Source organism: Paenibacillus sp. J22TS3, assembly GCF_018403205.1.
Lineage (GTDB): Bacteria > Bacillota > Bacilli > Paenibacillales > Paenibacillaceae > Fontibacillus > Fontibacillus tuaregi.
Window position 1 is genome coordinate 159435 of record NZ_BOSF01000006.1, and the last position, 15058, is coordinate 174492.

The 15058-nt window shown below is 48.9% G+C and carries 14 protein-coding genes; 8 read left to right on the top strand and 6 right to left on the bottom strand.

Annotated elements, in window-relative coordinates; genetic code table 11:
• Positions 1 to 15 precede the first annotated feature (15 nt).
• Entirely contained in the window at positions 16 to 1047 is a 1032-nt protein-coding gene (locus KJS63_RS19050; protein ID WP_213620580.1) for an ROK family protein, read from the bottom strand.
• Between the two features lie 216 nt (positions 1048 to 1263).
• Here KJS63_RS19050 and KJS63_RS19055 point away from each other — a divergent pair, with 216 nt between their 5' ends.
• On the top strand, positions 1264 to 1674 hold the full coding sequence (locus tag KJS63_RS19055) for a hypothetical protein (RefSeq protein ID WP_213620581.1): 411 nt from the start codon (positions 1264 to 1266) through the stop codon (positions 1672 to 1674).
• 156 nt (positions 1675 to 1830) lie between these two features.
• On the opposite strand, the gene KJS63_RS19060 is transcribed toward KJS63_RS19055, so the two are convergent.
• The 4 genes from KJS63_RS19060 to KJS63_RS19075 form a co-directional block, all read right to left on the bottom strand.
• Positions 1831 to 3300: an oligosaccharide flippase family protein gene (locus tag KJS63_RS19060; RefSeq protein WP_213620582.1), complete on the bottom strand. Its 1470-nt coding sequence runs from the start codon at positions 3298 to 3300 to the stop codon at positions 1831 to 1833.
• A gap of 79 nt (positions 3301 to 3379) precedes the next feature.
• Positions 3380 to 4504, bottom strand: a complete 1125-nt coding sequence (locus KJS63_RS19065; RefSeq protein WP_244862681.1) for an amidase domain-containing protein — start codon at positions 4502 to 4504, stop codon at positions 3380 to 3382.
• A gap of 5 nt (positions 4505 to 4509) precedes the next feature.
• The gene (locus KJS63_RS19070; protein WP_213620583.1) at positions 4510 to 5214 is read right to left on the bottom strand and encodes a class F sortase; all 705 of its coding nucleotides are present in this window, start codon (positions 5212 to 5214) and stop codon (positions 4510 to 4512) included.
• A gap of 46 nt (positions 5215 to 5260) precedes the next feature.
• Positions 5261 to 5587: a hypothetical protein gene (locus KJS63_RS19075; protein WP_213620584.1), complete on the bottom strand. Its 327-nt coding sequence runs from the start codon at positions 5585 to 5587 to the stop codon at positions 5261 to 5263.
• 463 nt (positions 5588 to 6050) lie between these two features.
• On the opposite strand from KJS63_RS19075, the gene KJS63_RS19080 reads away from it, so the two are divergent.
• From KJS63_RS19080 to KJS63_RS26465, 7 genes are all read left to right on the top strand, one after another.
• On the top strand, positions 6051 to 6743 hold the full coding sequence (locus tag KJS63_RS19080; RefSeq protein WP_213620585.1) for a general stress protein: 693 nt from the start codon (positions 6051 to 6053) through the stop codon (positions 6741 to 6743).
• 302 nt (positions 6744 to 7045) lie between these two features.
• Positions 7046 to 8083, top strand: a complete 1038-nt coding sequence (locus tag KJS63_RS19085; protein ID WP_213620586.1) for a YsnF/AvaK domain-containing protein — start codon at positions 7046 to 7048, stop codon at positions 8081 to 8083.
• A gap of 200 nt (positions 8084 to 8283) precedes the next feature.
• On the top strand, positions 8284 to 9153 hold the full coding sequence (locus tag KJS63_RS19090; RefSeq protein ID WP_213620587.1) for a carbohydrate ABC transporter permease: 870 nt from the start codon (positions 8284 to 8286) through the stop codon (positions 9151 to 9153).
• The gene (locus KJS63_RS19095; protein ID WP_068613931.1) at positions 9153 to 9989 is read left to right on the top strand and encodes a carbohydrate ABC transporter permease; all 837 of its coding nucleotides are present in this window, start codon (positions 9153 to 9155) and stop codon (positions 9987 to 9989) included. Before KJS63_RS19090 ends, KJS63_RS19095 begins: the two co-directional genes overlap by 1 nt.
• A 50-nt stretch (positions 9990 to 10039) precedes the next feature.
• On the top strand, positions 10040 to 11299 hold the full coding sequence (locus KJS63_RS19100) for an ABC transporter substrate-binding protein (protein WP_213620588.1): 1260 nt from the start codon (positions 10040 to 10042) through the stop codon (positions 11297 to 11299).
• A 611-nt stretch (positions 11300 to 11910) separates the two neighbouring features.
• Entirely contained in the window at positions 11911 to 12669 is a 759-nt protein-coding gene (locus KJS63_RS19105) for a carbohydrate-binding protein (RefSeq protein ID WP_244862690.1), read from the top strand.
• A gap of 467 nt (positions 12670 to 13136) precedes the next feature.
• Complete coding sequence (locus KJS63_RS26465) at positions 13137 to 13265, top strand: hypothetical protein (RefSeq protein ID WP_280520837.1); 129 nt, start codon at positions 13137 to 13139, stop codon at positions 13263 to 13265.
• Between the two features lie 112 nt (positions 13266 to 13377).
• On the opposite strand, the gene KJS63_RS19110 is transcribed toward KJS63_RS26465, so the two are convergent.
• On the bottom strand, positions 13378 to 14940 hold the full coding sequence (locus KJS63_RS19110) for a potassium/proton antiporter (RefSeq protein WP_213620590.1): 1563 nt from the start codon (positions 14938 to 14940) through the stop codon (positions 13378 to 13380).
• Positions 14941 to 15058 lie beyond the last annotated feature (118 nt).

The following is a 15058-nucleotide window of genomic DNA, read 5'->3' on the forward strand; positions in this document are numbered from 1 at the left end:
GTCATATACTTCAGGTTATCTCCGTTTCTCCACAAGCTGAAGGGAATAGGAGAGACTTTCCAGTGTCATTGTGATCAACCCGTACATATAGTCCTCTTCTGGATGCTCCAGCAGTGTAAGGTGAGGCATATGCATCTCTGGAATATACTTCAGACATTCCAACCGGATCATCTGTACGTCAGGCGGCTGGATAAGGCTTCCCGTCAAGGCAATGGTCTCCGGGTTCATAACTGCAATTAAACTGGATATGGCCCAAGCAGACAGATGGGGGAACGTGTCGCGATTGTGCAGTTGTCGCAGTTGCTCCTCGCGTGACATGCCAAACGGCAAAAAAGAGATCTCTCCTGCAAACCGCGTATTCCCTCTGTGAATATGCCCATCGACCATAATCCCTGCTCCCGGAAAAGAGCCTTCGACGAATGTTGCAACGGCTACGGACTTCTCCTCATCGTATTCCTGTTTCCGGTAGAAGCCATATACCGTTGAGTTCATGTCGTTCTCTATAAGGACTCCGATATTATGTTTCTCATGAAGGTGGTCCATCAGAGGGACATTGACCAATTCCGGAATATCACAGAGATTAATAACCCCCTCATATACAGCTCCCGGGACACCGATTCCTACAGCGCGGATCTGCGGATAAAGTGAGAGGAGTCTATCAACTTCCTTTTCAATCACTCCTGCGTTCATTTGGGCCGCTTCCAGGCTGCCTTCCGAGATGGTCTCCCCCGCCAGATTGGCCACTCTATAGGTGAGGGAATGTGCCTCCACTCCAGCTTGGATCATCATGCAGGCAATATAACTAAAGTTCACATTATATTGGTACAGCTTGGCCGGACGGCCGCCACTAGATTCCTCCAGGTCCAGCTCGAACAGTTCACCGGTATCCAGCAGCTCATTAAGCATGTTCCCACAGGTGGCTACGCTTAGGCCCGTAGCCTGTGCCACCATGGATTTCGTGCCCTGCTTCATCGATTTAAGCGCCTGCCGAACCAGTTCCAGGTTCATCTGTTTCACTCGCATTGTATTGTTTGTAATTGGACTCATTTAGTTTGTTATCACCCCAGAGCACTTGTAATAATACTTTTAATAAGTAATAAAATATATGATTTATGTCCTTTTGTCCACCCTGAGACTGGGCAGCAGAACGGTGAGTCCGATTATGTTAAGGGGAGCAGCCTCATTATTCCTCCTGGAACTCAAGAGTCCAATCGTTTCCATAAGTCTCTCATACTATGCAAATATAGAAGGGAGGTAGTAATCATGGCAGTTATAATAGACAGAGGAAGTTCAGTTGCGTCCACGGGCACTGAGACACTCAGCATCCCCATTCTCAGTCCATCCGATCCGGTGGGACTGGCTAACTTTGGACTGTATACCATCAATGGAGGCAGTGCGCTGTTGAATGCAACGGTAGGTTTCCAGACCACTTTGGGAGTCCCTAATGTGGTATTTACGATCTATAGAGACGGACAGCCTATTTTTAATGTGGGTGCTTCCGGGTTATCCGCTCTGGCCATAACTCCGGTAAACATATCTTATTTGGATAACGCCCCTCAGGGATACCATTCCTATCTGCTGGTGGTCACAAACAACAGCACTAATGTTCTGCTGAATACAGCAAGCGTTACAGGACCGGTATCGTTCTCTGGAGTGTCGTTCGGAGACTTTTAAGAAAAAAAGCAGCCCTGAATGGCGATACGAACTGTGATCCAGATGGTGGACAGTTCAATATCCCAGCAGGGCTGCTTTGATCATCAACATGGGCCAACGCCGCCGACCTACGGGTTTGCTAGTTTAGTTCATTTGGATCTTTAAAGTTGGAGCGGCTCATAGAAGACGTTTAAACCGGATTTTAAAATAGAGGGCAGAACAGAGCAGGTAGGAAGCCAGCTCTATCATAATACCGTAGGGTGGGACCAGCCATTTATAGCTTCCTATACAGAGCAAGGCGAGGGCTGCAAAAAACACAATGTCCCGAGCATATAACGCTAAGCGGGTTTTAATATAGCTGAAAAGCTGTAGTACCTTAAAGTTCCACAAGGTGGATACCAGCTCAAGGGTGATTGTTCCAAGAGCTATGCCCGCATAACCCATCCCCGGCACTGCGACAGCCGCATACAGGATCGTAAAGTTAGCTGCAATTCCTACAGCCAGTCCCAGAAATGGGGCTTTTTTTTGATTTTTGGCCCATAATATGCTGGTGGTCACCTCTCTAAGCCCTGCCAGAAGCGGAATCACCGCAAGCATCTTGATGGACGGCTCGGCACTGGGAACACCAAATAGCAGCGTGGATATTTCCGGTGAAAAACAAAAAATAAAACAACTGGAGGCCCATCCCCATACCCAGGCCAAGTCTATTGTATAGTTCCTTCTTTTATTGAACTGGCGGTACTTCCGGTTGGTCCAGTCCGATGAGATTTTCATCGTGGAAATATGTGTGATTGCCCCGGTGAACAGCGTGGGCATATAAGCGACCACAAGAGCGATTCCAGTGAACACCCCGAGCATCTGCACCGCTTCAAGTGAAGAATAACCCGCAACTCTCAGCCGCTGGGGAATCAGGAGAGAGTCCACAAAATCAGAGGCGGGGACAAGCAGACGGGTCAGACTGATTATGCATGAAACCTTGGCGATAGTCATAAATCCGGTTCTGTAATCCATTGATGGTGAAGGGGACTTATCCGGAAATTTGAACAGGATGGCTGCGGTAAGAAACGCAAAAGCAGCTATAGCTCCAAGCGCGGTACCCAGTACTGCCGCACCTACAGCCAACTCCAGGCCTGAGGGAATGAACAGGGGGATGAGCAGCATTAAAGAGCCAATGCGTACGGATTGCTCAATAATCTCAGACCAGGCAATGATCCCGTAACGTTCAAGCCCTTGAAGATAACCCCGGAGCAGACCGAGTAACGGGACGGCAAATAAAGACGGGGCCAAGCAGCGGATGACCACATCCAGCTGGGGATAACCGAGCAGGGAAGCGATCCAAGACGACTCCAGAAAGGTTATAAGGCTGGCCCCGCCTCCCAGAAGCAGCAGAACCATCGAGAAGCCCTTAAATTGGCCCCAGCCCGCATTAGGGTGACCGGAAGTGTAAATGGCAAGTGCCGTGGGCACTCCGCCAGAGATAATCATTAAGATCAGGGCATAGAAGAAGTAGGACAGTTGATAAAGTCCTAATCCTTCCATCCCCAGGCTTCTTGTGATGAAAACTTTACCAGCCAGGCCAATAGTTTTGACAGCTACTAAGGCTCCGGCCCTCATCAGGGTTTGTTTAACAAGCAAGGGTAATTTCAACTCTTGTCCTCCCCACCCAAAAGGCTGTCCAATAAATCTTATGACAGCTGTAGGACGGTTAAGAACAAGCTATAGCTATTTAATCGCGAATGTGAATGACTTGGTATTTGGTATACTTATCCCATCCTAAGTCAAAGGGGACACGGTAACGGTCCGCGGTATGTGAGTTGACTAGCGGATAACCGCCTTGATCAAATCCGACAATGACCGAGAAGTGGTCGATATCCCCATTTAGTTGGTAGGCAATAAGATCTCCCGGCTGAAATTTATACACTTCAGTTCCATGCTGCTGAAGCTTGTTCGAAAATTTAACAATTTTCGTGAAGTCTCCATGGGCAACAACCGTTCCATATCCAGAGTGAACCAGGAAGCTTTTGAAGCTGTCCGTCCTTACCCATGCCTGACTGCCGCCATTACCATAGAAGTAACGCCAATCCCTCCACATGCGCAAGCCTCCACCTTCCTCCTTGTCGCCAATGACCTGGGAAGAGAAGTTGGTGCAGTCTCCACCCTTGGACGTATAATCCAAGTACTTCCGGTTGTATCGATGCTCATTTCCGGCTCCCCAAGCGAGGCCGGCATATTTGTTAGCATATTCAACCGCACGGAGCCGGTTGTACTTCGTATGGGACCGTACGCTTACAGGAGCCTTTCCGGGAACGAAATCAGTATCGCATTGCTGGATGAGCTTCGGATTCTCTTCAAGAGGATCCGAATACCACTCACGTTCCAACAGCCAGTTTTGGTTTACTTTCTTAAGCCGGATCGCGTGCCGGGTTCCAATTCCGAAGTCATGCTGGCCAGGATATTTCCCCTTATACTCGTAACTTAATTTTAGGGACTGCGCCAGGGAGACTTTAGCTGTGTCCCCGGTAACGTTGAGGCGGATAATTCGGATTGAACATTCAGCGTTCACGAACTTCATTCGCCGGTGATGAGCCCAGGTCTGCAAATATTCAGCCCGGTCAAGCTCATGTTGAAATGCGTGACGGCTGTAGCGGTCACTTGGAAGATAATGGCCCTTAATAAGCTCTTTGTTCTGATCCAGAAGCAGCTTGGCCCGGCTCTCAAATAAATTCTGAAGCATCAGGGTTATCGGTTCTTTCTCAGATGATTCCGCACGGGCAGCTGGCAGGTTGCTGATACCATAATTGTGACAAGTAACAATTGCAAAAATGAGGAGAGATTTCAAAATCCTATACACGATGTCTATTCTCCCTGGGTATTTATTGGGTTAGGTTTCAAAGTCCCTTTAGTGTCTCCGGTTTGTTGATTGCAGGCGGCTTCCACCCCGGACAGTTCCGTATAGACCACAAGTCTTCCCTCATGCTCGCGTCGGCTTCTGCTGTATCTTCCTGCACAGGTAATCAAGTTGAGTTGACGTTTTAACGATGGCCCGAATATAGCTTCAGTGGGTGCCTCCGAAGTAGCATAATAGTTCACGGATTTAACGATAAAACGGATTTTGCACCCTCTGTTATTTTTTATATATACAAAGTCCCCCTGCTTCAGCCTTTTCAATGGAAAAAATACGGCGGGGCCTGTATAGGTATCCACATGGCCATCCATAACAGCATTTCCCACATTGCCGGGTAATACTCCTTTTAGGAAGCCGACCCGGTCGGTGTTGTGGGGAACTCCCATTTGTCCGTTTTTCAAAAAGCTTACGGGTTCGATCCTGGCCTGCAGTTTTACAGAGGGAATGCTGATCTCGTAAGGAACAATTCCCTTAAAGGATTCAAAATTAAAGTCCCGGGTATTATCCGGTTTTGGAATAGGCAGCTTAGTCTCGGTTTGTACCTTAATGGGTCTGGGTTCAGATTGAGATTGAGAATTCGGTGTAGTGGAACAACCCGCACAGCACCATACATAAAAAATTCCGGTCAAGAAACGAGTTATTCTGATCTTATTCATTTTTAAAAAAAGAGAGGACTAACCAAAATCCTCTCTTCCGTCCTTCCTATTCCATTTGTTCGCTTGCGCCGCCAAAGCCTGTTTTAGGCATTTGTGTACCTTTGGCTTTTATGCTCTTGGTGTGCATCCCACCAATTTTTTTGGCGTGGCTTGAACTTTTACCGTGAAGTGTCCCAGCTTTGCCATGAGAGCTTTTGTGCAGAGTATGCTTCTTGTGGGTGCTTTTAGCATGAGTCTTATGGGTGCTCTTTGTCTGGGTCTTATGTTGTGCCGGTTTTTTGTGCCCATCTGTTTCTGCGGAAGCTGAAGATACAGCTAGACCTGCATTAAGCATCAAGGCAAGGGATGCGACTGCCACGATAATCTTTTTCATTTTGTACTGCCTCCTTGAGTTGTGTGTTTTTTTTGGGTACGATACTAAAATGCGCGTTTTGGAGACAATTATTTAAACATTTCTTACCATCACCCAAAAAGGAAATGAGGGGGAAGGGATTTCACCCAAGAATCTGTGAACCTCTGAACATATACAGAAAGACCAACGTAACTAGAAGAGTCCTTAGCCGCTTCCGCGATCTTATGAAACTAACGGAATCAGCTGCCCAGTACCCAAGCTGGAGTGGATGCACGCAGATGAATGGGGGGCTTCGGCTCTCATGGAGATCTTACTTTCTCTGACAGCGACCTGGGGCCTTGTTATTCAGGTTAATTTTCAGATGTTCAGTGATCACACAGGTATTCCTGCCTGTTTATCCTAAAGAGTGATGGTTAAATACATAGTACAAAATCGTATGAGCCCTTTATCTCATAACTGGTCCATACTGGAGGGGAAATATACTATGACACAGAAAGTTGTAGGTGTATTTGGCAGCGAGGGCGAAGCAACAAATGCGATAACACAATTGAAGGACATGGGCTTTAAGGCAGAGGATATCTCGATTGTTGCAAAAGACACAAGACACGCCGCATCAATCTCCGAGGAGACGGGTACGAATTCCTCTGAGGGTGTGGCTGTCGGTGTGACCGCAGGCGGGGTGCTTGGGGGAGTGACCGGGCTGTTTGCCGGACTTGGCGCACTGGCTATTCCCGGAGTTGGTCCGCTTCTGGCAGCCGGACCGATTGCGGCAGCTTTAACGGGAGCTGCGGTTGGAGCGGGAGCCGGGGGCTTGGCCGGAGGGCTTATTGGTCTTGGTGTGCCTGAGACAGAGGCCAAGGAGTACGATACCCAGGTGAATGAAGGCCGCATTCTGGTGCTCATTGACGCCGAGCCGGAGCAGATGAACGATATTTATCACGTGTTCCACAGCAACAATTCCTTGAATCCACAGTATTTCAGCCGTAATGACGAGGCCGACCAGGTAGGAGATCAGGACGTTCTGGGCACGCACGTAAGTGCAACCGATCAGGGGACCCTGCCTTGGTACAATGAGAAGGACGTTCCAGCCGAACCGGAGGATACTGTCTCTATTGCCCAGAACAAAGAGACCGAGCTTCGCCGTCTGCATGATGAGCAAGTAAGCAGACACAGATAAATGTTAGTGGCATAAGAGCAAGTGACAAGTGAAAGGAAAGTGAATTGGAAGCAGCTTATCGAACGAGGCCGCCTCAACCGGGTGGCCTATTTGGGTTGTTCAAAAGGCTGTGGGAGGTCCTATAAGCAGGGTTGGAAGTGTCAGAAAGGGAATTTACATAGAGTCAGTTCAACCCACCTGGGAATAACTTCATATTCTCAAAACATACGAATATCCTGTTTATCCATCAGGGGGCTGGTTAATTACATATTACGTTTCGCAGGATGAACTACAACATGACGAACAACTTGGAGGGAATCAACATGACTAAGAAAATTGTAGGCGTATTTAGAAACGAACAAGAAGCTACGAATGCGATCGAGGAGCTGAAGCGTCAGGGTTTCAGAGCAGACGATATCTCCATCGTGGCCAAGGATAAGCGTGATGTGTCGGCAATAAGCGATGAGACAGGCACTAAGGCTCCTGAAGGTGTTGCAACAGGTGCGGCAACCGGCGGAATTCTGGGCGGTGTTACGGGACTGCTCGCGGGGCTTGGGGCGCTGGCCATTCCCGGCATCGGCCCTATCGTAGCAGCTGGTCCTATTGCCGCCGCGTTGACCGGGGCAGCCGTTGGTGCGGGCACAGGCGGACTGGTAGGCGGGCTTGTTGGACTGGGCATCCCAGAGGATGAGGCTGAGGAATATGACACCATGATTAACGACGGCCGCATTCTGGTTATGGTTGATGCGCAGCCGGGCCAGGCAGGCCGAGTGTATCAAATCTTCCGTGACAATCATTCGCTGAATGCGCATTACTACAGCCGATATGATCAGGCGGACGCTGAGGTACAGACTCAGGACAGAGTAGGAACACACTTAAGCGCCACGGACACAGGTACATTGCCGGTATATAATGAGAAGGATACAGTTGGGCCTTCCTCTAGAGCCGATTCTGCATATCCGGACAAGGAAGCCGACAAGCTGCAGCTTCGTGAGGAGCAGCTGTCTGTGGACAAGAACCGGGTTAAGACGGGAGAGGTTCAGGTCCGCAAGGAAGTTGTGGAGGAGCAGAAGACGATCAATGTTCCTGTGAGCCATGAAGAAGTTGTGATTGAGCGCAAGCCTGTCCAGGATGGTGCGTCTGATCAGCCGATTGGCAAGGAGGAGACCATCCGCATTCCGGTGACCGAGGAGAAGGTGGAAGTGAACAAGAACGCGGTTGTAACGGGTGAGGTAGAGGTCCATAAGCGTGATGTTCAAGAGACGCAGCAGGTTCAGGATACCGTTAGAAAAGAAAAAGCCCGCGTCGAGCGCAGCGGCTCTCCCGAAGTGAGGGAGGAGCAGCTGAACAGCCGCCGCTAATTATATAATTACTGGCAGAAGCCGCCCGGCTTAGGGGCGGCTTCTTTAGCATATTAAGCGGTCTGCTGATTGGTTTGTCCGCTATAAGCTCAAGGAAATGAGACCGGGGATAACCCAGACTTGAGGGGGCGGAGCGATTCAAAAGTGTACTCAGAAGGTAATAAAAGGGACAAAAGAGTACATAACGAGAGGTGATAGGTATGGAACGGAAGAAAGCGTCAAGCTGGCTCTACCAGCTCATATTTGTCGGACCTTCCGCGGTGTTTTTCCTCCTGATTGTGGCGGTCCCTTTCTTTCTGGGACTCTACTATTCGTTCACAAGCTGGAATGGAATTTCCAGACATGCCACATGGGTTGGGCTTAATAACTACATTCATATTTTCACAAAAGACCCCGACTTTCTAAATTCCTTCTGGTTCACCGTGAAGTTCACGGTGCTCGGCGTGGTGCTGACGAATGTGGTCGGTTTCGCGCTTGCCTACCTGCTTACGAAGCCGCTGGCCACCCGCAATGTGATGCGGACGGTCTTCTTCATGCCGCACGTTATTGGCGGTCTGCTGCTCGGTTTCATTTGGCAGTTCATCTTCGTCCGGGGCTTCCAGTCCATCGGGGGACCGTTCTTCAATCTCCCGTGGCTTGGAACGGAAAGCACCTCCTTCTGGGCGATCGTGATCGTATTTATTTGGCAAAATTCGGGGTATCTGATGGTGATTTATATCTCCTCGCTTGGGGCGATCCCGGGTTCTTTAATTGAAGCCGCCAAGGTGGACGGGGCGGGCCGCAAGCAGGTGCTCCGGCATATTATCGTACCGCTCATTATGCCAGGGGTGACCGTGTGTCTTTTCCTGGCCATTTCCTGGTCGTTCAAGCTGTTTGATCTAAATCTGTCACTGACCAAGGGCGGACCGTTCAAGTCTACGGAATCCGTGGCGCTCAATATTTATAACGAGGCCTTTAACATCAGCCGTTTCGGAATGGGGTCTGCGAAGGCGATCATCTTCTTCATCATTGTCGCGATCATCTCGATTCTTCAGGTACGGGCTACGAAGAGCAGGGAGGTGGAGGTCTAATGAATACGATTAAGCGCTACCGCTCTTCCTATGTGGTGATTGAGGTCATCCTCATCCTGCTTGGCCTTCTGTTTCTGGTGCCTTTTTACTTCCTGCTGGTGAACTCGGTGAAAGAGTTCGGTGAGATTCTGACAAATTCCGCAGACTGGCCAAGCGCGTTCAAGTGGAGCAACTACTCGGAGGCATGGACCAAAACCATGTTCCCGCAGGCGTTTGGCAATTCACTTCTGATCACCGTGCTCAGCAATCTGCTGCTCGTGCTGACTTGCTCCATGGCAGCATACCGGATGGTGCGCAAGCCCACCCTCTTCAACCGTCTTCTCTACGGGGCGTTTGTGGCGGCGATGGTGATTCCGTTCCAATCCTTGATGATTCCGCTCGTCAAGGTGGTCAGCCTTCTTGGCGTGATGGATACACGCACCGGGCTGATCCTGTGTTATCTAGGATTTGGCGCTCCGATTACGGTGTTCCTGCTGCATGGTTTTGTTAAGACTGTGCCTATCGACATCGAGGAAGCCGGCAGGGTGGATGGCAGCTCCACCTTCGGAATCTTCTTTCGTCTGGTGCTTCCTCTTATGCAGCCGATTATTGTGACGGTCATCATTCTCAATACGCTGTGGATCTGGAATGACTATCTGATGCCGTCCCTGATCCTGCAAAGTCCAGAGATGCGGACGATTCCTATTGCAACCTACGCCTTCTTCGGCCAGTTCACAAAGCAGTGGGATCTGGCCCTGCCTGGGCTGGTTCTGGGCATTGCGCCAGTTGTAATTTTCTTCCTGGCGATGCAGAAATATATTATCGAGGGAATTGCCCAAGGCTCCGTCAAAGGATAAGCCGCTTCACGATTACAGGATAGGATGGTTGAAAAGGAGGTTGTTACGATATGAAATCATGGGCGAGGGGTCTTGCACTTCTGCTTCTCACGGCCTTGACGGTCACCGGTTGTGGCCGCAGCGGGGCGGAGAGCGGCGGGGTCAAGACCGTACACATTTTTCAGTTCAAGGTGGAAATATCTGAGGCCATGGCCCGGCTTAAAGCAGAGTATGAGAAAGAACATCCTGGCGTGAAGCTGGACATTCAAACTGTAGGTGGAGGCAGCGACTATGGAGCTTCGCTCCGGGCGAAGTTCTCCTCCGGTAAGGAGCCGGATATCTTCAATATCGGCGGATACCGGGAGCTGGATATGTGGCAGGATTATCTGGAAGACTTGTCGGATGAACCATGGGTGAAGGACGTAAAGCCGATTGCCAAGGAGCCGATGACCAAGAACGGGCGGTTATACGGTCAGCCGATGAACCTGGAGGGTTACGGGTTCATTTATAATAAAGATTTATTCAAGAAAGCCGGGATCGAGAAGCCACCGGTGACCTTGAGTGAATTGGAAGAAGCGGCCAAAAAGCTGAAGGCGGCAGGTATTGTTCCTTTTGCCAACGGGTATCAGGAGTCGTTCGTGCTGGGGAATCACAATATTAATCTGGCTTTTGCTTATCAGAAAGACCCTGCCGCATTCATCAAGGGGCTTAACGATGGAACCGAGAAGTTTGCGGGGAACAAGGTGGTTAAGATGTGGTCGGACCTATTCGATCTGACCTTGAAATACGGGAATGATAACCCGCTGACCACGGACTACAATACCCAGGTGACCATGCTTGCCAGCGGCAAGGCGGCCATGATGCAGCAGGGGAACTGGACCCAGGTGCAAATTGACGGGATCAATCCGAAGCTGAACCTGGGCATCCTGCCCATGCCGATTAACAATGAGCAGGGTAACGATAAGCTGTTCGTAGGAGTGCCGAATAACTGGGTGGTAAACAAAAACTCGCCGGTCAAGAAGGAAGCGAAGGAGTTCCTGAATTGGCTGGTATCCTCGGAGACGGGCAAGAAATATATCACCAAAGAGTTCAAGTTCATCCCGGCCTTTGACAATATTAAAGGCAAGGAGGAGGATCTTGGGGCGCTGGGTATGGAGGTTCTCCGGTATACAGATGCAGATAAGGCGCTGACCTGGAACTGGTTCCGGTTCCCGAACGGCATGTCACCTGAGTTCGCAAGCAGCATGCAGGCTTATATTGGCGGCAAAATCAATAAGGAAGAGATGTATGAGCAGTTCCAGCGAAACTGGGACAACCTGAGTGCGCGGTAGACGCCAAGTCATCCATCACCAGGGTAAGCATCAAGAAGGGTGCCCCAAGGTCTCGATAGACCTTTGAGGCACCTTTTGTCTGTTGATTTCCGGAGGCGGGTATGCATGGTGATTCTAGAATCTTACGAACGGTTGGCACAAGCATGAGTTCGCAAGGGGCGATCTCTTTTTTGCGAAATGGTAAGATTGGGTAATTTGGTAGTGATCAAATAAGTAGGAAGTAGGAAATTACGTTCGCTATGTTAATTGTCATTGTGCTTGCCTATTAAATCAACTCTTCCACCTATATAGCCATTTATATAATCCCTTGCAGCGAATGCCGACTGCCCATAAGGGATTTTTTTATGCTGAATTTCTGGTAGTCGACTATTTACTACAAAATCCAACATTACTTAATATATAAAATATGTTACTTATTAACTATTTACGCAAAGATTAGATAGAGTTATTGTGTAAATGGAAATGATTGGATTCATGAAATTTCCAAATTGATTCAAAGAGTGTTGAGAAAGGAGGGATAGGGGAGCCATACAGTATACAAATTGTATCTTCTTTGTCGGCGGATTGTGGAGCAAAATACTAAATTTAGAGGAGTGAAAACAGTGAAAGCAATGAAGAAGTTATTTGCTGGATTGATGATGTTTACTCTGATTTTTGGTATGTCTCTTACTGGATCGGCATTTGCCAGCAGTAATGAGGTCAAGCTTATCGACTCGGATGTTAGCGTTATTTATAAACCTGGATATGTCGGATTCAGCGGCAATATTGAGGTTGCTAATCTGGGACCCGTGAAGAAGGTGACTGTTCATTACACAACAGACAACACAACTTGGTATGATACGAGTGCGTCTTATGTAGGACCAACGGATGCAAACCATGAGAAATGGCGTTTTAGCATTTCCACAAATGATGCTACTGCAGATCACTCCGAGTTGAAGAATCTGCATTTCATAAAGTTCGCCATTAAATACGAAGTGAATAACCAGACCTATTGGGATAACAACGGGTCAGCGAATTATTACAATGAAGTGAATAATTCATATCCCCTGACCTCCATCATTTTGGGCGCACCCAATGTGCTTAACGCCAATAGTGCTTTAAACAATGGTACATTCAGCGGCAACATCTATGTGAAAAACCTGGATCCGACGAAGACAGTAAAAGTACGGTACACTACGGATAACTGGGCAACGAGTCATGACGGCTATGCCACTTATACTGGCCGCTTGAATAATTTCAATACTGTTGAGAACTGGAGCTACAGCTTCAACGTTCCAGGTGCTACAAATGTCAAATATGCGATTTCGTATACAACTGGCGGGCAAACGTATTGGGATAATAACTATGGTCATAATTACGAGGTACAATAATCTATTTTAAATATAAAATGGACGCGAGCGCCGAACAGGGAATCCTGCGGCGCTCGCTTTGGTTGTGCGTAAGTTATATTGTAACCTATGCCTTTATGTACACGGTAAAGACATGGCAATGTTCCTGCTCAGATCATAACTGACATTTTCCAAAACAACAAAAGCCCTACCTCTCTCTTGTCCTTGCGGCTCCAATGACCGCGCCAGTGTGAATCAGAATTACTCCAAAATTCTTACTCTTAGGGTTAGTTCAAATAGGAATTTCTACCAGGTTATAAGGAGAGTTATCATCTTTCTGAGGAACTACATATATGAGGATTTGCAACTCAAATATATATTATACGTCATTTGAATGGAAAATGCAAACTCACTTATGAAAAGCGGCTTTTTAGGTTAGAAATAGACTAGGATGTTTATTTAATCATACGGTGTTTTTTTAGCTGTCGTGGAAACTTGGAAAGGGGAGAATGATGGTGTTCAATATGACAGAAGACGAGCTGTATACCATTGGATTCTATATTCTGTTGGCGGTAGGTATCCTTGCCCTTGGCGGTTGGCTGCTGTGGCTGAATAAGAAAGCCAAGAGTAAAAGATAAGTTGATCGGGGGGGGATAATTCCCCATAAAGATAGGGTATTTTTCAGCGTAATTAAAATAAGCCCACCCCGGGGGTTTCCCTTAGGATGGGCTTATTTGCTTTCAGAAAGTATTATTCAGTATCCCTGGAGTCTGGAGGCTTAGGCGGGCTGTTATCCACCTTGCCTGGCTCGGGGTGGCCCGGAATCAGCTCGGGTTCTGGTGTCGCAGGTGCCAGCGGCATTTCACGGAACCGGAAGACCTTCTTGATGCGCTCTCTGTCTGCCTTTGGACCGAGAATATAGAGGGTGTCCCCCTCCTGGATTACAGTATTTCCTGTAGGAGTAACAATATCTTCGCCGCGGATAACTGCGGTGACAAGAACATTGGGTGGAAGATTCAAATTACGGATTTCCTCCCCTACGCAGACCATGCCTGCGTGAACATGGATATGGTTGATCTCGGATTTGGTCTTGCCAAGCGAAACAAGCTCCAGAAGTGAATGAGACTGCTCGCTCCGTTCATCGACAAGCCCGAGCTTCACCGCAAAGGGGGTTATGGTTGCACCTTGAATCAAGGCGGAGGTCAGAATGACAAAGAACACTACGTTAAAGAACATCCGGCCATCGGGCAGGCCGCTGATCAGGGGATAGGTGGCCAGTACAATCGGTACGGCGCCCCGAAGTCCCGCCCAAGACAGAACGAGCTTCTCCTTGAAGCTGAACTTGGCTAGAAGTGTGCTTGCGAACACGCCAACTGGACGGGCAATGAACATCAGAATGAGGGAAAGTGCGAGTCCGTGGAGCATAATCGCAGGGAGCTCTCCCGGAAATACCAGCAGCCCGAGGAGGGTGAACATGGTGATTTGCATAATCCAGCCGAAGCCTTTGTTGAAATGAAGAATAGACTGGCGGTAGGTTAAATCACTGTTCCCAAGCACCAGAGCCATGACGTAGACAGCGAGAAGTCCGCTGCCGTGCAGGGCTGAGGTCAATCCGTATGTCAGCACGGCAAAAGCAATAGCCATAACCGGATACAATCCGGACGAGTCAAAGTTGATTCGGTTAATAACTTTAACGGAAATCCAGCCCAGGAGCAGGCCGAAGAGAAGTCCGAGCCCCATCTCCATGACGAACGAAAAGACGAGTCGGAGAAGATTGTGCCCCTCCGGATGCTGAATCCACTCGATCAATGTGACGGTCAAGAAGACGGCCATCGGGTCATTGCTGCCGGACTCGGCCTCCAGTGTGGAAGTGAGCCGCTCCTTGATGTTCTTGCCACCCAGGACAGAGAATACTGCGGCGGCATCCGTCGAGCCGACAATTGCCCCGAACAGGAGACCGTCTGCAAGAGGCACATTCAAAATAAGCATAGCGCTGACGCCAATGATTGCCGTTGTGAAGAGCACGCCGACCGTTGCCAGCGACAGGGCGGCTGGAAGAATTGGCCTAATCGTAATGAATTTGGTCTGCATGCCGCCCTCGAACAAGATGACAATCAGGGCGAAGGTGCCGACAAGCTGGGTAATAAAGGCATTGTCGAAATAGAGGAAGTTGCTAAGGATCATCCCCGCGGCAATGAAGAAGACCAGAGCGGGCAGGCCGAAGCGGCTTGAGAATTTGGTGGCAAATACGCCGATCAACAATAGGCTGGCCAGCAGGATGATGATTGAGCTGGTTAAGGCAGTGAGTTCCATGGCCACCTCCTAAAATGTGTTGCCTCGCGGTTTAGTTTACTTAATTCCTACTAAATTTATTAGACCATCTCCCCACCTCTTGAACCAGCCGGATTCTGACCAGGGGGTCAGGGAGTGC

Bases quoted from the DNA above. Each gene is read 5' to 3' on its own strand.
- KJS63_RS19070 (WP_213620583.1), bottom strand. From the start codon at position 5,214: ATGAATAAGATCAGAATAACTCGTTTCTTGACCGGAATTTTTTATGTA.
- KJS63_RS19100 (WP_213620588.1), top strand. From the start codon at position 10,040: ATGAAATCATGGGCGAGGGGTCTTGCACTTCTGCTTCTCACGGCCTTG.
- KJS63_RS26465 (WP_280520837.1), top strand. From the start codon at position 13,137: ATGATGGTGTTCAATATGACAGAAGACGAGCTGTATACCATTGGATTC.
- KJS63_RS19080 (WP_213620585.1), top strand. From the start codon at position 6,051: ATGACACAGAAAGTTGTAGGTGTATTTGGCAGCGAGGGCGAAGCAACA.
- KJS63_RS19090 (WP_213620587.1), top strand. From the start codon at position 8,284: ATGGAACGGAAGAAAGCGTCAAGCTGGCTCTACCAGCTCATATTTGTC.
- KJS63_RS19055 (WP_213620581.1), top strand. From the start codon at position 1,264: ATGGCAGTTATAATAGACAGAGGAAGTTCAGTTGCGTCCACGGGCACT.
- KJS63_RS19105 (WP_244862690.1), top strand. From the start codon at position 11,911: ATGAAGAAGTTATTTGCTGGATTGATGATGTTTACTCTGATTTTTGGT.
- KJS63_RS19085 (WP_213620586.1), top strand. From the start codon at position 7,046: ATGACTAAGAAAATTGTAGGCGTATTTAGAAACGAACAAGAAGCTACG.
- KJS63_RS19075 (WP_213620584.1), bottom strand. From the start codon at position 5,587: ATGAAAAAGATTATCGTGGCAGTCGCATCCCTTGCCTTGATGCTTAAT.
- KJS63_RS19095 (WP_068613931.1), top strand. From the start codon at position 9,153: ATGAATACGATTAAGCGCTACCGCTCTTCCTATGTGGTGATTGAGGTC.
- KJS63_RS19050 (WP_213620580.1), bottom strand. From the start codon at position 1,047: ATGAGTCCAATTACAAACAATACAATGCGAGTGAAACAGATGAACCTG.
- KJS63_RS19110 (WP_213620590.1), bottom strand. From the start codon at position 14,940: ATGGAACTCACTGCCTTAACCAGCTCAATCATCATCCTGCTGGCCAGC.